Origin of the sequence: uncultured Paracoccus sp. (genome assembly GCF_937873615.1) — a bacterium.
Classification (GTDB): domain Bacteria; phylum Pseudomonadota; class Alphaproteobacteria; order Rhodobacterales; family Rhodobacteraceae; genus Paracoccus.
The window spans coordinates 73,688-89,678 of record NZ_CALMYP010000032.1; the positions used below are offsets into that span (position 1 = coordinate 73,688).

Here is a 15,991-nt window from a genome sequence, read left to right on the forward strand (position 1 = left end):
TATCAGCCATCCAGCACCCCCGCCGCCTTGTCCAGCCGTGCGACGGCTTCGGATATTTCCGCGTCGGTGATGTTTAGGGGTGGCAGCAGGCGCAGCACGTTATCGGCAGCCGCCACGGTCAGGATCTGCTGGCCATAGCCCGCCCTGACCATGTCCGCCGGCGCGACCTTGCATTTGAGGCCCAGCATCAGCCCCTGCCCGCGCACGCTTTCGAAGACATTCGGGTGGGCGGCCACGAGCCCCTCCAGCTTCTGGCGCATCAGCGCGCCCTTGCGCGAGACCTCGGCCAGAAAGGCGGGCTCGGCCACGATCTGCATCACCCGCGCGCCCACCGCGCAGGCCAGCGGGTTGCCGCCATAGGTCGAGCCATGGGTGCCCGTGACCATGCCCGCCGCCGCCTTTTGCGTGGCCAGCACCGCGCCGAGCGGGAAGCCGCCGCCGATACCCTTGGCAACCATCATGATATCAGGCGTAATCCCGGCGAATTCATGGGCGAAAAGCCGGCCCGTCCGGCCCATGCCGCATTGCACCTCGTCGAAGATCAGAAGCGCACCGGTCTTGTCGCAAAGCGCCCTGATCTCGCGCAGGTCTTCATCGGGCAGCGGACGGATGCCGCCCTCGCCCTGAATGGGTTCGATCATCACCCCGCAGGTGCTGTCGGTGATGGCGGCGCGCAGCGCCTCCATGTCGCCGAAGGGCAATTGCCGGAAGCCGGGCATCAGCGGCCCGAAACCCTTGACCATCTTTTCCGAGCCTGCCGCCGCGATGGCACCGGTCGAGCGGCCATGGAAAGCCCCCTCGAAGGTCAGGATCTCGACCCGTTCGGGCTGGCCCTCGTGATCCCAGAACTTGCGGGCCATCTTGATCGCGAGCTCCGCCGCCTCGGTCCCGGAATTGGTGAAGAAGACGGTATCGGCAAAGGTGTTATCGACCAGCAGCGTCGCCAGCCGCTCCTGCTCGGGGATGCTGTAGAGGTTCGAGACATGCCAGATCCGCCCGGCCTGCTCGGTCAGGGCCGCGATCAGATCGGGGTTCGCATGACCAAGCGCGTTGACCGCGATGCCCGCGCCCATGTCGAGATATCGCGTCCCGTCCTGGGCGATCGCCCAGACCCCTTCGCCACGCTCAAAGGAGATCGGCGCACGGTTATAGGTCGGCAGGACATGCGGGAAGTCGGACATGGGAAGGCTCCTCTCGATAGGCCCTTTGTCGGAATAGCAGATGGGATGCGCCCGTGTAACCGCCGGACATGCGGGATCGTTCGCCTCAGCGGCGTCGGGGACGGGCGATAGGGGCGGTCCATGCGATCATGCGGATTGAATGGGGTAAAATTGCCGCTTCGGCAAGCGTTATTTTCGCTGCAGCTTGATGTCGGAGGGCCTCATGGCTTCAACCGGTATCCGCTGCGCAGAAGCCACCATGCCAGCGAGCAGACGCCGATCACCACGGCCAGACAGAAGCAGAAGCCAAGGACCGGACTTGCGTCGCTCACCCCGGTGAAGCCGTAACGCGCCCCGTCGATCAGATAGAAGATCGGGTTCGCATGGCTGATGGCGCGGAAGACGGGTGGCAGGGCCTCGATGGAGTAGAAGGTGCCCGACAGGAAGCTGAGCGGCGTCACGATGAAATTCGAGATCGCCGCCATCTGGTCGAATTTCTGCGCCAGAATCCCGCCGACCAGCCCGAGGCCGCCCATCAGCAGCGCACCCAGCACCACGAAAACCGCCGCCACCAGCGGATGCGTGGGCAGTTGATGCAGCACAAGCGCCATGCCGGTGCCGATCACCAGGGCGACCAGCCCGGCGCGGGCCACGGCGCCGATCAGATAGCCGGCAAGGATTTCACCGCCCGACAAGGGCGGCATCAGCGTATCGACGATATTGCCCTGCATCTTCGAGGCGATGATGCTGGAGGAGGTATTGGCAAAACTGTTCTGGATCACCGACATCATCAGGATGCCGGGGCCGAGGAATGCCAGATAGGGCAGGCCCATCACCTCGCGGTCGCCACGGCCAAGCGCCACGGCGAAGACGATCACGAACAACCCCGCCGTCATCAGCGGCGCGAAGACGGTCTGCTGCCAGACGGCCATGAAGCGCATGATCTCGCGCCGGGAGAGGGTGTAAAGGCCCAGCCAGTTGACGCGGCCAAAACGGCGGGCGCCCATGGGGCGGCGGGTGATCGGGTCGGATTCAGTCATCATCGGTCGTGGCGGCTTCTTGAATTGCTGGGCCGGGCAGGATATTTCTTGGCATTCCCCGGTGTGACCGGGCTAGTCTGGAATTGCAAGATGGGCGGGCGATCCGCCGGAAAGGTCGAAATGTCCTGGACCGACGAACGTGTGGAAACGCTCAAGCGGATGTGGTCCGAGGGCCAGTCCGCCAGCCAGATCGCGAAGGAACTGGGCGGCGTGACGCGCAATGCGGTGATCGGTAAGGTGCATCGCCTCGGCCTCTCGAATCGCGACGAGGGCGAGGCCGCGCCCCCAGTCGCCCCCGAACCCGTGAAGGCCGAGGCAAAGCCGAAGCCCGCGCCAAAGGCCAAGCCCGCACCCAAGGCAGAGCCGGCCAAAGTCGAGGCAAAGCCCGCGCCGGCCGAGCCCGAGCCCGCGACCCAATCGGCCGAGCCGCCGGCACCGGTGGCGTTTTCCAACCGTCGCCCCATCGTGCCGGCAGGCCAGCCGCTGCCGCCGCAGCCTTCGGCCAATGAGATCAGCCCCGAAGCGCTGGCAAACGTCCGCGAGGTCGAGAAGAAGGCCCGCAAGCTGACCCTGATGGAGTTGACCGAGCGCACCTGCAAATGGCCGATCGGCGATCCGGCCACCGACAAGTTCTGGTTCTGCGGCCTGCCCAGCCAGGCCGGCAAACCCTATTGCGAGGCCCATGTCGGCGTGGCCTTCCAGCCGATGAGTTCGCGCCGGGATCGCCGGCGTTGATGCTGGGCTGGCTGGATCAGGCCGAAACCGGCGGCGGCGACGGGGCGCATCGGCTTATGCGCGAGATTGCCGCGACCCTCGGCACCGAGGGCGTGCCGGTGCGCGGCGCGATCCAGACCAACCAGCCCGCCGCGAACTGCCATTGCGACATGAGCCTTGAGATTCTGGGCGATGGCGGACCGGAGGTGGTGATCTCTCAGGATCTCGGGCCGTCCGCGACCGGCTGCCGGCTGGATGCCGGCGCGCTGGAACTGGCGGCGCAAAGGGTGCTGAACACCCTGCCCGAAGCGCGGCTGGTGGTGCTGAACAAATACGGCAAGCAGGAGATCATGGGCCGGGGCATGGTCGCGGTGATCGCCGATGCGATGGATCGCGACCTGCCGGTGCTGATCTCGGTCGCGCCCGAACAGCAGGCGGAATTCCTGTCCTTTGCCGGCGATCTGGCGGTCAAGCTTGCCCCCGGCGACGCGGCCCGATGGTGCCGCGACGCCCTGCAGGCCCCCGCCGCATGACCGAAATCGACGCGCGCGGGCTGCTTTGCCCCCTGCCCGTCCTGCGCCTGCGCAAGGTGCTGATGGCGCTGCCCGTGGGCAGCCGCGTCGCCCTGATCGCCACCGACCGCATGGCTGCCGTGGACGTACCGCATTTCTGCGCCGAGGGCGGGCATGAACTGGTCTCGGTCACCGAACTGGACGGCGCCACCCGCTACGAGGTGATGCGCGGCGAGGCCTTCGCCTGCCGCGCGGAAGCCTAACGCACCTGACCCAGCCGCCCCGCCGCGATGGCGGCCATGTTCAGGATGTCGCTGACCGTCGAGGAGGTCGAACAGATCTGGATCGGCTTCGCCACCCCGGTCAGGATCGGCCCGATCACCGTCGCGCCGGCCATTTCCTGCATCAGCTTCACCGAGATCGAGGCCGAATGCCGCGCCGGCACGACCAGCACATTGGCCGGGCCGGTCAGCCGCGAGAAGGGATATTTCGCCGCCTGCTCCATGTTCAGCGCGACATCCACGGTCATCTCGCCCTCATATTCGAAATCGACCCGGCGGGCGTCGAGGACATGGGTGCCCTCGGCCATCTTCTCGGCCCGCTCGCTGACCGGATAGCCGAAATTCGAGAATGACAGGAAGGCCACGCGCGGGTCGAGACCCAGATGCCGCGCCACATGGGCACCGCGCACGGCGATATCGGCGAGATCCTCGGCCTCGGGCCATTCATGGACCAGCGTATCGCCGATCAGCACGATCCGGCCCTTGTGCAGCACCGCCGTGATGCCGACCGCTCCGTCCTGCGGCCGCACGTCGAAGACCTGCCCGATCTGGGCCAGCACATGCGCGTTCTTGCGGGTCGCACCGGTCACCAGCCCGTCGCCATGGCCATGGGCCAGCATCAGCGCGGCGAAGATATGGCGGTCGCGATTGACCTCCTTATGGGCGTCCTCGCGGTCGACGCCCTTGCGCTGAAGGCGGGCGTAAAGGAAATCGTGATAGGCATCGAGATGGCGGGTGGTGGCGGCGCTGACGATGGAAAGCTCGCGCACCGCATCGCCCAGACCCGCCGCTTCCAGCTTCTCGCGCACATCGGCCTCGCGCCCGACGACGATGGAAGACCCCATGCCGCCCCGCTGCCAGGCCACGGCGGCGCGCAGGACGCGCGGGTCGTCGCCCTCGGCGAAGATCATCCGGGCCTGGGTCGAGCGCGCGCGGGCATGGATACCCTGCAGGATCGCCGCCGTCGGGTCCATCCGGGCCTGAAGCGCGTGGCGGTAAGCCTCCATGTCGATGATCGGGCGGCGGGCAACGCCGGTATCCATGCCGGCCTTCGCCACGGCGGGCGGGATGACGTGGATCAGGCGCGGATCGAAGGGCGTCGGGATGATGTAATCGCGGCCGAATTGCAGCTTGCGGCCGTAAGCGATGGCGACCTCGTCCGGCACATCCTCGCGCGCCAGTTCCGCCAGAGCACGGGCGCAGGCGATCTTCATCTCGTCATTGATGGCGCGGGCATGGATATCGAGCGCGCCCCGGAACAGGTAGGGGAAGCCCAGCACGTTGTTGACCTGATTCGGATAGTCGCTGCGCCCGGTCGCCACGATGGCATCGGGGCGGACGGCATGGGCGTCTTCCGGCGTGATCTCGGGGTCGGGATTGGCCATGGCGAAGATCACCGGGTTTTCGGCCATGGTCTCGACCATCTCGGGCGTCACCGCGCCCTTGGCCGAGACGCCGAGGAAGACATCGGCACCCTTCATCGCCTCGTCCAGCGTGCGGGCCTCGGTGACCACGGCATGGGCCGATTTCCACTGGTTCATGCCCTCGGTCCGGCCCTGCCAGATGACGCCCTTGGTGTCGCACATGATGCAGTTCTCATGCCGTGCGCCCATCGCCTTCAGCAGTTCCAGACAGGCGATACCGGCGGCCCCGGCGCCGTTCAGCACGATCTTCACATCGCCGATCTTCTTGCCCGACAGTTCCAGCGCATTGATCAGCCCGGCCGCGCAGATCACCGCCGTGCCGTGCTGGTCGTCGTGGAAAACTGGGATATCCATCATCTCCTTCAGCCGGCTTTCGATGATGAAGCATTCCGGGGCCTTGATGTCTTCGAGGTTGATGCCGCCGAAGCTCGGCCCCATCAGGCGCACGGCATTGACGATCTCGTCCGGGTCTTCGGTGTCGAGTTCGATATCGATGGCATTCACATCGGCGAAGCGCTTGAAGAGCACCGCCTTGCCCTCCATCACCGGCTTCGAAGCCAGCGCACCGAGGTTTCCCATCCCGAGGATCGCGGTCCCGTTCGAGATCACCGCGACGAGATTGCCCTTGGTCGTATAGTCGTAAGCAGTCTCGGGCCGGTCGGCGATGGCCTGCACCGGCACCGCGACGCCGGGGCTGTAGGCCAGCGACAGGTCACGCTGCGTCGCCATCGGCGTCGAGGGCACCACGTCGAATTTCCCCGGCCGGGGCTCCATGTGATAGGACAGCGCCTCTTCGGGCGTGATGCGGGCGGTGCGGGGTTTGTGGTCGCTCATCGGTCCTCCGGCCTTGGTCACGCCTCTTTAGGCGGTGGGCCGGGGGCGTCAATCAGTTTGCGCCATCATCCTGCGGCGGCCTGACCCGGAAGACGGCACAGTAAAGCGCCGGCACGAACAGCAGCGTGATCAGCGTGCCGGCGATGATGCCGCCCATCATCGCATAGGCCATCGGACCCCAGAACACCTGCCGGGCAATCGGAATGAGCGCGAGGCTGGCCGCCGCCGCCGTCAGCAGGATCGGGCGTGCGCGGCTGTCCGAGGCCTCGAACACCGCACGCCAGCGGTCATGGCCATGGGCGATCAGGTTCTGCACCTCATGGACGAGGATGATGGAGTTGCGGATCAGGATCCCGGCCAGTGCGAGGATGCCGAGAATGGCGACAAAGCCCATCGGCACATTGAAGCCCACCAGCACGATGACCACCCCGATCAACCCAAGGGGGGCGGCGGCGAAGACGATGGCGGCAAGGCGGAAGCTCTGCATCTGGGCCATGATCAGCACCGCCATGGTCAGCAGCATCATCGGCACCACGGCGGCGATGGGTTCCTGACTTTCGGCAGAATTCTCGACCGTGCCGCCGACGACGATCTTCACCGTGGGCGGCAGGCCGGCCTCGAAAGTGGCGATGCTGTCGGCAAGCCCCGCCACCAGCGTCGCCGGCTGGTCGCCGCTGGCGATATCGGCCTTGACGGTCACCGTCGGCAGACCGTCGCGCTGCTGGATCAGCGGTTGTTCGGTGCCATATTCCAGCGTCGCCAGACTGGCCAGCGGGATCGGCGCGCCCGAGGCCGTGGCCAGTTGCAGGTTGCGCAGCGTATCGACCGAGCTGCGTTCGTCCGCATTGCCGCGCGCCACCACGTCGATCAGGAATTCCCCGTCGCGCAGCTGCGTCATCGTATAGCCCGAGAACAGCATCGACAGCGCCCCGGCAATATCGGACGAGGTGACGCCCAGCCGGCGGGCCTGATCCTGACGCACCTTCAGCCGGATGGTCCGCGCCGGCTCGTTCCAGTCGAGCGCCACATCGCTCAGCCGCGGATTGGCGGCCAGGAGCGCGGCCAGCCCGCGCGCCGCGTCCAGCGTCTCCTCGATCCTGGGGCCGGTCACGCGATACTGGATCGGCTTGCCGACCGGCGGGCCGATTTCCAGGTTCTTCACATAAAGGTTCTCGCCCACGAACTCGGTCGCGGCCAGTTGGTTCAGCCGTGCCTTGACCCGGTCGCGCGCTTCAAGGTCCGGGGTCTGAATGACCAGCTGGCCCATATGCGGGCCGGCGGTCGGCACATCCATGGCCAGCACGAAGCGCGGTGCGCCATCGCCGATATAGGAGGTCCAGAAGGACACGTCCTCGTCCTCCTCCAGATGCGCCTCCAGCCGGTCGAAGACATCCTGCGTGGCGGCGATCGAGGCATTGTGCCGCAATTCCACATCGACCAGCACCTCGGTCCGGTCCGAGGTCGGGAAGAATTGCTGCTGGACGAATTGCATCCCCCAGATCGAGACCGCGAAGGCCGCGACCGTCACCGCGATGGTGATCCACTTGAACCGCATGGCGGCATGAAGCGCGCGGTGAAAGCCGCGCCGCAGCCAGCCCGGTCGCCCGGTCTTGTGCTTCATCGTTCTGGGCAGGAAGGTCACGCCCAGAATCGGCGCGAACAGCACCGCCACCACCCAGCTGATCACCAGCGAGACGGCGATGACCACGAAAAGCGAGAAGGTGAATTCGCCGGCATCGGAATTGTTCAGCCCGATGGGAATGAAGCCCGCCACCGTCACCAGCGTGCCGGTCAGCATCGGGAAGGCGATGGAGGTCCAGGCATAGGAGGCCGCATCGCGCCGCGTCTCGCCGATCTCCAGCCGCGAGATCATCGTCTCGATGGCGATCATGGCATCGTCGACCAGAAGGCCGAGCGCGATGATCAGCGCCCCGAGCGAGACCCGTTGCAGGGTGATGCCGTAGTAATCGAGGAAGACGAAGGTGATCGCCAGCACCAGCGGAATGGTCATGGTCACGACCATCCCGGCCCTGAGCCCGAGGCTGATGAAGCTGACCAGCAGCACGATGCCCACCGCCTCGACAAGCGCCTGAACGAAATGGCTGACCGCCTCGTCGACGACATGGGGCTGATCGGCGAATTTCGCCATCTCGATCCCGATCGGCAGGTCGGCGGCGACATCGGTCATCAGCCCATCGACCTGCTGGCCGAATTCCAGGATATTGCCGCCCTGCTTCATGCCGATCTGCAAGCCGATGGCAGCCTTGCCATTATAGCGAAACAGCGATTCGGGCGGGTCCTGATAGCCGCGCCGGATGGTGGCCACATCAGCGGCGTTGAAGTAACGGTCGCCGATCCGCAGGTTGACGTTGGAAATCGAAGTCGTGGTGCTGAACTGCCCGTCGACGCGCACCAATATCCGTTCCGGCCCCGACTGGATCACCCCCGAAGGCGCGATGGCATTCTGGTTGGTCAGCGTGGCGATCACCACATCGAGGTTCAGCCCGAGTGCGGCCAGCCGCGAGGGCGAGAATTCCAGATAGATCTCCTCCTCCTGCTCGCCCAGAAGCTCGACCTTGCCGGCCAGCGGCAGCGCCTGCACCTGATCGCGGATATCGTCGACCCGGTCGCGCAATTCGCGCATCGAGAAGCCGTCAGGGGTGAAGGCATAGACATTGCCGAAGACATCGCCGAAATTGTCGTTGAACTGGAAGCCTGTGAATTCCTGCGGAAAATCGGGCCGGATATCGGACATCATCAGCCGCACCCGCTTCCAGACCTCGGGCACCTCGGGGCCTTTCACGGTCGGCAACAGCTCGACATAGACCACGCTTTGTCCCGGCATGGTGACCGAGCGGGTCAGTTTCAGCTCGTCCAGCTCTTCCAGCTTGTTCTCGATCCGCTTGGTGATCTGGTCCAGCGTCTCGTCGATGGTCGCACCGGGCAGCGCCGCGGCGATCACCATGGTCTTGATGGTGAAATTCGGGTCTTCCTCGCGCCCGAGATTGAGATAGGAAATCGTCCCAGCCAGCATCGAGACGATGAGCAGGAACCAGACGAAGCTGCGATGCTTCAGCGCCCAGTCGGACAGGTTGAAACCGCGCGGTCGCCTCATGGCTCGACCCTTCTGCCGACGGGCTGGCCCTCGCTCAGGGAATGGACGCCGCGAATGACCACCTCGTCGCCGGCGCTGATGCCGGAAATGATCTGCGCCTGCCCATCGACAAAGGCGGCGATGGTGACGCGGTGTTCGCTGACATGCGCGACCTCGCCCTCGCGGGTCACGACCCAGACCGTCGGCGCGACATCGCTGCCGGCAATGGCCACGGCGGGCAGGGTCAGCACCGCGCCCGGCGCATCGGCGCGCTGTGCGCGGATCAGCGCGTTCAGGCGGAACTCGGCCGCATTATCCATGGTCAGGTGCAGCCGGCGGGTGCGCGTAGCGGCATCGGCCAAGGGGTCGATGCGGTTGACCCGGCCGGTGGTGGCGGTCTCGGGGTCGGATTCCAGCCAGATCGAGACCTCGGTGCCAACGGGCTGTCCGACCACCGCCGATTCCGGCAGGTCGATCACCGCTTCCAGGCTGTCCACGTCCGACAGCGTCAGCACCGGCGTGCCGGCACTGATCACGGCCCCGGCATTCTCGAACACCGCCGAAACAACCCCGTCGAAAGGTGCCGCCAGCCGGGCGAAGCCCTCGGCATCCTCGGCCCGCAGCAGTTCCGAGCGGGCCTGATCCAGCCCGGCCTCGGCAAGTTTCAACGAACGCTCGGCCTGTTCCAGCTGCGCCTTGCTCGCGACGCGGCGGTTGAACAGGTCGTCGGCGCGCTTGGCCGCCACCTGCGCGGTTTCCAGCGTCACCTCGGCATTCTCGACGGCGGCACGGGCGGCGCGCACATTATCCTGCAGATCGTCGGGCTTCAACTCGGCCAGAACATCGCCGGTCGCGACCCGGTCGCCGACATCCACCGGCCGCGCCGAAAGCGTGCCGAGCGTCTGGAAGCCCAGCCGAACCTCGGTCCCGGCCACGACCACACCGGGAAAGCTGCGCCGCTCTGAGGGGATGTCGCGCAGGATCGTCGAGACGACCGGACGCGGGGGGCCATTGTCGGGGGTCTCGGCATGACCGGCCCAGGGCAGTTGGAAGGCCGCCAGGGGCAGCGGGGTCGCAAGCGCAACCAGCACAAGGGAACACCGCAAAACCATCAGCGGTCGGCCCCCGCATCGGCAATTTCCCGACCCGGAAACAGCAATTGAGAGCCGGCGCCGACGACGATCTCGCCATCCTCGACCCCTCCTGAAAGCAGGACCGTGCTATCATCGAAACGCGCGATCTCAACCTCGCGCAGCTCGCTGGTACCGGCATCGCTTACCACCCAGACGGCGGGCTTGCCGCCGGTCGAGGTCAGCGCCGTCCACGGCACCTCGACCGCACGCCCGATGCCAAGCGTCATTTCACCCCGGACCGAAGCGCCAAGCAGCGCCACATCGTCCGGCGCATCCTCGACCCGTGCCCGCAACCTGACCGAGCCGGTGGTGGCGTCGATCAGCGGCGAAATCTCGGTGATCCGCGCCGTCATCGGCGGCGCGCTGACATCGAACATGGTCAGCGCCACCGGGTTGCCCATCGCATCGCCCAGATTAGGCAGGTCCGGGGTCATGAAGACCGCCTCGATCCCGCCCAGGCCCGCCAGAGACAGCACCGCCTGCGCCTCGCCCACGACCTGCCCCGGCTCGCCATTGCGGGCGGTCACCACACCGTCGAAGGGCGCAAAAAGCGAAGTATCCTCAACCGAGCGGCGGGTCTGATCGAGTGCACTGGCAGCCCGCTTGCTGGCCGCCTCGGCCTCGCTCAGCGCCCGGCGGGCCTCATCGCGGGCGGCGCGGGTGCCGACGCCGCGATCCAGAAGCGCCTGCGCACGATCCGCCGCCTGCCGCGCCTGGTTCTCGGCGGCGCGGGTCGAATCCACAGTCGCAAGCGCCGCCTTCTGCGCCTGCTCGGCCTGCAACGAATCGACCTGCGCCAGAACCTGCCCGGCCAGGAAACGGTCGCCTTCGCTGACCAGAACCTCGATGATCTTGCCGCCCTCACGAAAGCCGATATCGAGGCTGACCAAAGGTTCCAGCGTGCCGGTCAGGCGCACTTCGGTGCCCATTTCGCGCAGCGCCGCCTTGACGAACTCGACGTTCAGAACCTCTTGGGAAAGCGCGTTACCCGCCATAAGCAGGGAAGCCATGGCACAAATAGCAAATGGCGCTCGTCCCGGTCGCAGATCGGAAAACATCATCGTCGCAAAAGCTCCTTGGGCATGATTGCCCCAATTCGCCGGCAGGGAAAAGTGGCGTGCGGCAAAGGTTTCGTTACGTCAACGCCACAGAAGCCCTTTAGGTTTACCGGCGGTTTGAACTTTCGTAAGGCTTCGCGCGTAATATTCCGTAGTGATAAGAGGCAGGCATAAGGCAGATGTTGCGGATCACAGATCAGATCGCCATCGAGGAATGGGAGCTTGTGGAAAGCTTCACCCGGGCGCAGGGTCCGGGCGGGCAGCATGTGAACAAGGTCGCCTCGGCGGTGGAACTGCGTTTCGAGGCCGCGCGCTCGCCCAACCTGCCCGATCCGGTGAAGAACCGCCTGAGACGGCTGGCCGGGCGTCGCTGGACGCAGGACGGTGCCATCGTCATCCTCGCGCAGGAAACGCGCAGCCAGTTGCGCAACCGGGAACTGGCGCGCGAGCGGCTGGCCGATCTGATCCGCCGCGCCACGGTGGCGCCGAAGCGCCGCATCGCCACCAAGCCCACCGCCGGCAGTCAGCGGCGCAGGCTGGCCGGCAAGACGCAGCGCGGTCAGGTCAAGGCCTTGCGCGGGCGCGTCGATCAGGGCGAAGAATGACCTGATGCGCGACGTTCTGGGAAAGATACTCGGCAAACGTCCGCCGGTGATGCAGGTGGCGGCGCTCTGCCTCGATCCGAAGACCGGCAAGGTGCTGTTGATCACCAGCCGCGGCACCAAGCGCTGGATCATCCCGAAGGGCTGGCCGATGAGCGGGCGCAGCGCCGCCGGTGCCGCCCTGCGCGAAGCCTGGGAAGAGGCCGGCGTGCGCGGCAAGGCGCAGGAGAAGCCGGTCGGCCAGTTCGCCTATAACAAGCGTCAGGGCCGCGGCTTCAGCATCCCGATCAATGTGCAGGTCTATCTGATCCCGGTCACTGCACTGGATAACGAGTTCCCCGAGGCCAGCGAACGCAAGCGGAAGTGGTTCACCCCCGCCGAAGCGGCCGACCTGGTCGACGAAGACGGGCTGAAAGACCTGCTGCGGAATTTCACCCCCTGAGCCGAATTGGACAGCTTGTCGCAGCCCGCCAAAGCCCTATGTTCGCGGAAATGCAGAGGCCGAGCGATTACCGCATTCTCGACAAGGACCTGACCCGGATCGGCCATGCCGAAGGTGCCGGGCGCATTGCCGCGCGCCCGCTGCGGCGGATGGGCCTGCTGCTGGTCCTGATCCTGCTGGTCATCCTGGCGGCAGTGGTGACCGGGGCCGGGTTGCCGGTTTCTGCCCCCGTCGTGCTCGGCTTCAGCGTGGCGATCTATCTCGGGCTGAATATCGGCGCCAACGATGTCGCGAACTCGGCCGGGCCGGCGATCGGCGCCAAGGCGATGCCGGTCACGCGCGGCCTGGCCGGGGTGGCACTGGCGCAGCTGGCCGGCGCACTGATCGCCGGGCAGCGCGTGACCGAGACCATTGCCCGCGACATTCTGGAAGTCGGCGCCATCGGCAGCGGCGCGGCACCGGCACGGATCATGGCGGCGGCGCTGATCGGTGCTGCGGTCTGGATCACGCTTGCCAACTGGGCGCGGGCGCCGGTCTCGACCACGCATAGCGTGATAGGCGCGGTCGCCGGCGCCGGCATGGCCGGGCTGGGCCTGTCGGCGATCAACTGGCCGGTGGTGGCCGGCATCGCCATCAGCTGGGTCGCGGCCCCGGTGATGGCCGCGCTGTTTGCGGCGGCCCTTCTGGGCTTCCTGCGCTGGAGGGTGCATTTCGCCGCCGACCGCGCCGCCGCCGCGCGCATCTGGTTGCCATTGCTGATCGGCACCACGGGCGCGGTCTTTGCAATCTATATCGCCCGGCTGATCAAGGATGCGCCGCTCGATCCGCCGCAGCTTATGATCGCGGCAGGGCTCGGTGTCGCCGCCGGCTTGGCCGCGCGGCTGCAGCTGGAACAGGAATTGCGCAGCGACCGCGATCACAAGGTCACGCTGAAACGCCTGCTGAGCGGACCGCTGGTCCTGACCGCGCTGCTTTCCGGCTTTGCCCATGGTGCCAACGATGTCGCCAATATCGCCGGCCCGCTGTCGGTGCTGCTGGACCGGACCGGGGGAACCGGCCTGTCGCTTGGCACCATAGCGCTTGCCGCGCTCAGCATCGCGGCGGGGTCCTTCGTCTTCGGACGCCGGCTGGTGCGCATGGTCGGCATGTCGATCACCCGGCTGAACCCCTCGCGCGCCTTCTGCGCGGCACTGGCGGCGGCGGCGACGGTGCTGACCTGCTCGGCGCTCGGGCTGCCAGTCTCGACCACGCATTGCGCAGTCGGCGGCATCTTCGGCGTCGGCTTCTATCGCGAATGGGAGGATCGTTTCCGCCGCAAAGCCCGAAAATCGCTGCCCATGGAAGAACTGAAGCGCCGGCAGTTGGTCCGGCGCAGCCATGTCTGGACGACGCTCGCTGCCTGGGCGGTCACCCTGCCCGGCGCGGGAAGCGTGGCCGCCACGACATATGGGCTGATTTCACTTGCGTCCTGATATCTTTGAGACTGGCGAAAATCCGCCGAAGATGGTAACGCGGGGGCATGAAACGCTAACATAAGCGTGGGATGAGGCAGTGATGATTCGTGCGATACGTGCCGGGCTTGCCCTGGCTTTTCTTGCTATTCTGGCGGCTTGCGGCGGCGACAGCGCACCGCTCAACTCGGGTCCGCCCCGTTTTCTCAGCTATACCGGCCCGCAGGTCACGCAGGTCGTGGTCAACAAGTCCGACCGGAAGATGTATCTTCTGTCCGGCAAGACGATCCTGAAATCCTACGATGTCGACTTGGGCAACCAACCCAAGGGCCGCAAACAGTTCGAAGGTGATGGCAAGACACCGGAAGGCATCTATTTCATAGACCGCTTCAACCCGCGCAGCGCCTATCACCTCTCGGTCGGCATCAACTATCCCCGCCCCGATGATTCCGCCCGCGCCATGTCGCTTGGCCGCAGGCCCGGTGGCGACATCTTCTTCCACGGTCGCGGCCGCGACGGAGAGGCCGCGCGGCGCGCGGGCAAGGCCGACTGGACCGCCGGCTGTATCGCCGTCGAGGATGCCGAGATCGAGGAAATCTATGCCATGCTGACAACCGGCGTGCCGGTGGTGATCAACCCCTGAGACCCGCGCTCACGAACAGATGAACCGCCGCGCCTGCTCATGACGCGGCGGTTTGTCTTTGCGCAGCTTGACCTTGCCCGCCCTTGCGCCGACAACCCTGCCGCAGCCACCATCCCGGACAGGAGCGCCCCATGCGGCTTGAGAACAGGACCTTCGACGAATTGCAGGTGGGCGATACGGCCGAGTTGCGCCGTCTCATCACCCAGGACGACCTGATCGTCTTTGCGGCGGCCTCGGGGAATTACAACACGCTGCACCTGCCCGGCTTCGATACCGATGGCGACGGCACGCCCGAGGAAATGGCGCCGGGCATGTTCACCGCCAGCCTGATCGCCGGGGTTCTCGGCTCGATCCTGCCGGGGCCGGGGACGCTTTATCGCAACCAGACGCTCTCCTTCCTCGAGCGCGCCCATGCCGGCGAGGAGTTGCTGGCCCGGGTGACGGTGGTCGACAAGGAAACCAACGGCCTGATCACGCTGAGGACCGAGGTTATCCGCTGTAATGACGATGCCATGATCGTCAATGGCGAGGCGCAGGTGATGGCACCGATGCGTAAATACACCGCCGAGGACGTGCATATCCCGGGCCTGCTGGTGCAGCGTCACCGCCATTTCGAGGCGCTGATCGCCCAGGCCACCCCCCTGCCCGCGCTGATCACCGCCGTGGTCTGCCCGGTGACGGCGGAAACGCTGAACGGCGCGCTTCTGGCCGCCGATGACAGCATCATCACCCCGATCCTGATCGGGGATGCCGCCCGAATCCGCGCCGCCGCCGAAACCATCGGCCGCGACCTGACCGGGATCGAGATCATCGACGAGCCGACCGATACCGGCGCCGCCCGCATCGCCTGCCAACTGGCCCGCGAGGGCCGCGCCAATGCGGTGATGAAGGGCCATCTGCATACCGACGACCTGCTGCGCGCCATGGTCGACAGGGATACCGGCCTGCGCAGCGGGCGGCGCTTTACCCATGTCTTCGTCATGGACGTGCCGGGCGAACCCGAACCGCTTCTGGTCACCGATGCCGCGATCAATATTGCCCCGGACCTGAAGACCAAGATGGACATCACCCAGAATGCCATCGAACTCGCCGCCTCGCTGGGGCTGGAGCCGCGAGCCGGCATCCTTTCGGCGGTCGAGACGGTCAATCCCGATATCCAGTCCTCGGTCGATGCCGCGCTGCTGTCGAAAATGGCCGAACGCGGGCAGATCAAGGGTGGTGCGGTCGATGGGCCGCTGGCCATGGACAATGCCGTCGACATGGGCGCGGCGCGCACCAAGGGGCTGAAGGGCGACGTGGCCGGGCGCGCCAACATCCTGGTGGTGCCGGGGATCGACGCCGGCAATATGTTGGCAAAGCAGCTATCCTATATCAGCCATGCCGAGGCGGCGGGTCTGGTCGTCGGTGCACAGGTGCCGGTGATCCTGAACTCCCGCTCGGACGGGGCGATGTCGCGCCTGGCCTCGGCTGCGGTGGCGGCGATCCATCATTTCAGACAGCAGAAAAAGGGATGAACGGCTCGGGGCGGCTGCAATCTGCTTCCGCCAAACCGGCCCTTCGATCATCGGCGTAGTTTTTCCTGCTCAAGATCGTCTCTGATTGT

At 66.2% G+C, this 15,991-nt stretch carries 14 protein-coding genes; 8 read left to right on the forward strand and 6 right to left on the reverse strand.

Going from position 1 to position 15,991, the window contains the following annotated elements; all coding sequences use genetic code 11:
* Positions 1–2: 2 nt before the first annotated feature.
* Both Q0330_RS08870 and Q0330_RS08875 read right to left on the reverse strand, forming a co-directional pair.
* On the reverse strand, positions 3–1,181 hold the full coding sequence (locus Q0330_RS08870; protein WP_299477489.1) for an aspartate aminotransferase family protein: 1,179 nt from the start codon (positions 1,179–1,181) through the stop codon (positions 3–5).
* 200 nt (positions 1,182–1,381) lie between these two features.
* Positions 1,382–2,200, reverse strand: a complete 819-nt coding sequence (locus tag Q0330_RS08875) for an ABC transporter permease (protein ID WP_299477492.1) — start codon at positions 2,198–2,200, stop codon at positions 1,382–1,384.
* A 120-nt stretch (positions 2,201–2,320) separates the two neighbouring features.
* On the opposite strand from Q0330_RS08875, the gene Q0330_RS08880 reads away from it, so the two are divergent.
* From Q0330_RS08880 to Q0330_RS08890, 3 genes are read left to right on the forward strand one after another with little or no spacing between them, the layout of a single operon-like run.
* Positions 2,321–2,935, forward strand: a complete 615-nt coding sequence (locus Q0330_RS08880) for a GcrA family cell cycle regulator (RefSeq protein WP_299477495.1) — start codon at positions 2,321–2,323, stop codon at positions 2,933–2,935.
* Entirely contained in the window at positions 2,935–3,447 is a 513-nt protein-coding gene (locus tag Q0330_RS08885; protein ID WP_299477498.1) for a DUF2478 domain-containing protein, read from the forward strand. The genes Q0330_RS08880 and Q0330_RS08885 overlap by 1 nt, the downstream gene beginning before the upstream one ends.
* Entirely contained in the window at positions 3,444–3,689 is a 246-nt protein-coding gene (locus Q0330_RS08890; RefSeq protein WP_299477501.1) for a sulfurtransferase TusA family protein, read from the forward strand. The genes Q0330_RS08885 and Q0330_RS08890 overlap by 4 nt, the downstream gene beginning before the upstream one ends.
* On the opposite strand, the gene Q0330_RS08895 is transcribed toward Q0330_RS08890, so the two are convergent.
* The 4 genes from Q0330_RS08895 to Q0330_RS08910 are packed head-to-tail and all read right to left on the reverse strand — an operon-like array spanning position 3,686 to position 11,202.
* Positions 3,686–5,965, reverse strand: a complete 2,280-nt coding sequence (locus Q0330_RS08895) for an NADP-dependent malic enzyme (RefSeq protein WP_299477504.1) — start codon at positions 5,963–5,965, stop codon at positions 3,686–3,688. The two genes, Q0330_RS08890 and Q0330_RS08895, sit on opposite strands and share 4 nt — an antisense overlap.
* Before the next feature lie 52 nt (positions 5,966–6,017).
* Complete coding sequence (locus Q0330_RS08900; protein ID WP_299477507.1) at positions 6,018–9,080, reverse strand: efflux RND transporter permease subunit; 3,063 nt, start codon at positions 9,078–9,080, stop codon at positions 6,018–6,020.
* Complete coding sequence (locus Q0330_RS08905) at positions 9,077–10,150, reverse strand: efflux RND transporter periplasmic adaptor subunit (protein ID WP_299477511.1); 1,074 nt, start codon at positions 10,148–10,150, stop codon at positions 9,077–9,079. Before Q0330_RS08905 ends, Q0330_RS08900 begins: the two co-directional genes overlap by 4 nt.
* A 20-nt stretch (positions 10,151–10,170) precedes the next feature.
* Positions 10,171–11,202, reverse strand: coding sequence for an efflux RND transporter periplasmic adaptor subunit (locus tag Q0330_RS08910; protein WP_299477514.1), 1,032 nt, complete (start codon positions 11,200–11,202; stop codon positions 10,171–10,173).
* A 227-nt stretch (positions 11,203–11,429) separates the two neighbouring features.
* Here Q0330_RS08910 and arfB point away from each other — a divergent pair, with 227 nt between their 5' ends.
* The 5 genes from arfB (at position 11,430) to Q0330_RS08935 (ending at position 15,902) form a co-directional block, all read left to right on the forward strand.
* Positions 11,430–11,855, forward strand: a complete 426-nt coding sequence (arfB, locus tag Q0330_RS08915; RefSeq protein ID WP_299477517.1) for an alternative ribosome rescue aminoacyl-tRNA hydrolase ArfB — start codon at positions 11,430–11,432, stop codon at positions 11,853–11,855.
* A gap of 4 nt (positions 11,856–11,859) precedes the next feature.
* The gene (locus tag Q0330_RS08920; protein WP_299477520.1) at positions 11,860–12,294 is read left to right on the forward strand and encodes an NUDIX hydrolase; all 435 of its coding nucleotides are present in this window, start codon (positions 11,860–11,862) and stop codon (positions 12,292–12,294) included.
* Positions 12,295–12,344: 50 nt separating this feature from the next.
* The gene (locus Q0330_RS08925; protein WP_299477523.1) at positions 12,345–13,766 is read left to right on the forward strand and encodes an inorganic phosphate transporter; all 1,422 of its coding nucleotides are present in this window, start codon (positions 12,345–12,347) and stop codon (positions 13,764–13,766) included.
* An 82-nt stretch (positions 13,767–13,848) separates the two neighbouring features.
* Positions 13,849–14,388: a L,D-transpeptidase family protein gene (locus Q0330_RS08930; RefSeq protein ID WP_299477526.1), complete on the forward strand. Its 540-nt coding sequence runs from the start codon at positions 13,849–13,851 to the stop codon at positions 14,386–14,388.
* A 131-nt stretch (positions 14,389–14,519) separates the two neighbouring features.
* Entirely contained in the window at positions 14,520–15,902 is a 1,383-nt protein-coding gene (locus Q0330_RS08935) for a bifunctional enoyl-CoA hydratase/phosphate acetyltransferase (RefSeq protein ID WP_299477529.1), read from the forward strand.
* Positions 15,903–15,991: the final 89 nt, after the last annotated feature.

What these genes read in the sequence shown, in the direction of transcription:
- Q0330_RS08870 (WP_299477489.1), bottom strand. Translation starts at nt 1,181, where the DNA reads ATGTCCGACTTCCCGCATGTCCTGCCGACCTATAACCGTGCGCCGATC.
- Q0330_RS08875 (WP_299477492.1), bottom strand. Translation starts at nt 2,200, where the DNA reads ATGACTGAATCCGACCCGATCACCCGCCGCCCCATGGGCGCCCGCCGT.
- Q0330_RS08880 (WP_299477495.1), top strand. Translation starts at nt 2,321, where the DNA reads ATGTCCTGGACCGACGAACGTGTGGAAACGCTCAAGCGGATGTGGTCC.
- Q0330_RS08885 (WP_299477498.1), top strand. Translation starts at nt 2,935, where the DNA reads ATGCTGGGCTGGCTGGATCAGGCCGAAACCGGCGGCGGCGACGGGGCG.
- Q0330_RS08890 (WP_299477501.1), top strand. Translation starts at nt 3,444, where the DNA reads ATGACCGAAATCGACGCGCGCGGGCTGCTTTGCCCCCTGCCCGTCCTG.
- Q0330_RS08895 (WP_299477504.1), bottom strand. Translation starts at nt 5,965, where the DNA reads ATGAGCGACCACAAACCCCGCACCGCCCGCATCACGCCCGAAGAGGCG.
- Q0330_RS08900 (WP_299477507.1), bottom strand. Translation starts at nt 9,080, where the DNA reads ATGAGGCGACCGCGCGGTTTCAACCTGTCCGACTGGGCGCTGAAGCAT.
- Q0330_RS08910 (WP_299477514.1), bottom strand. Translation starts at nt 11,202, where the DNA reads ATGGCTTCCCTGCTTATGGCGGGTAACGCGCTTTCCCAAGAGGTTCTG.
- arfB (WP_299477517.1), top strand. Translation starts at nt 11,430, where the DNA reads ATGTTGCGGATCACAGATCAGATCGCCATCGAGGAATGGGAGCTTGTG.
- Q0330_RS08920 (WP_299477520.1), top strand. Translation starts at nt 11,860, where the DNA reads ATGCGCGACGTTCTGGGAAAGATACTCGGCAAACGTCCGCCGGTGATG.
- Q0330_RS08925 (WP_299477523.1), top strand. Translation starts at nt 12,345, where the DNA reads ATGCAGAGGCCGAGCGATTACCGCATTCTCGACAAGGACCTGACCCGG.
- Q0330_RS08930 (WP_299477526.1), top strand. Translation starts at nt 13,849, where the DNA reads ATGATTCGTGCGATACGTGCCGGGCTTGCCCTGGCTTTTCTTGCTATT.
- Q0330_RS08935 (WP_299477529.1), top strand. Translation starts at nt 14,520, where the DNA reads ATGCGGCTTGAGAACAGGACCTTCGACGAATTGCAGGTGGGCGATACG.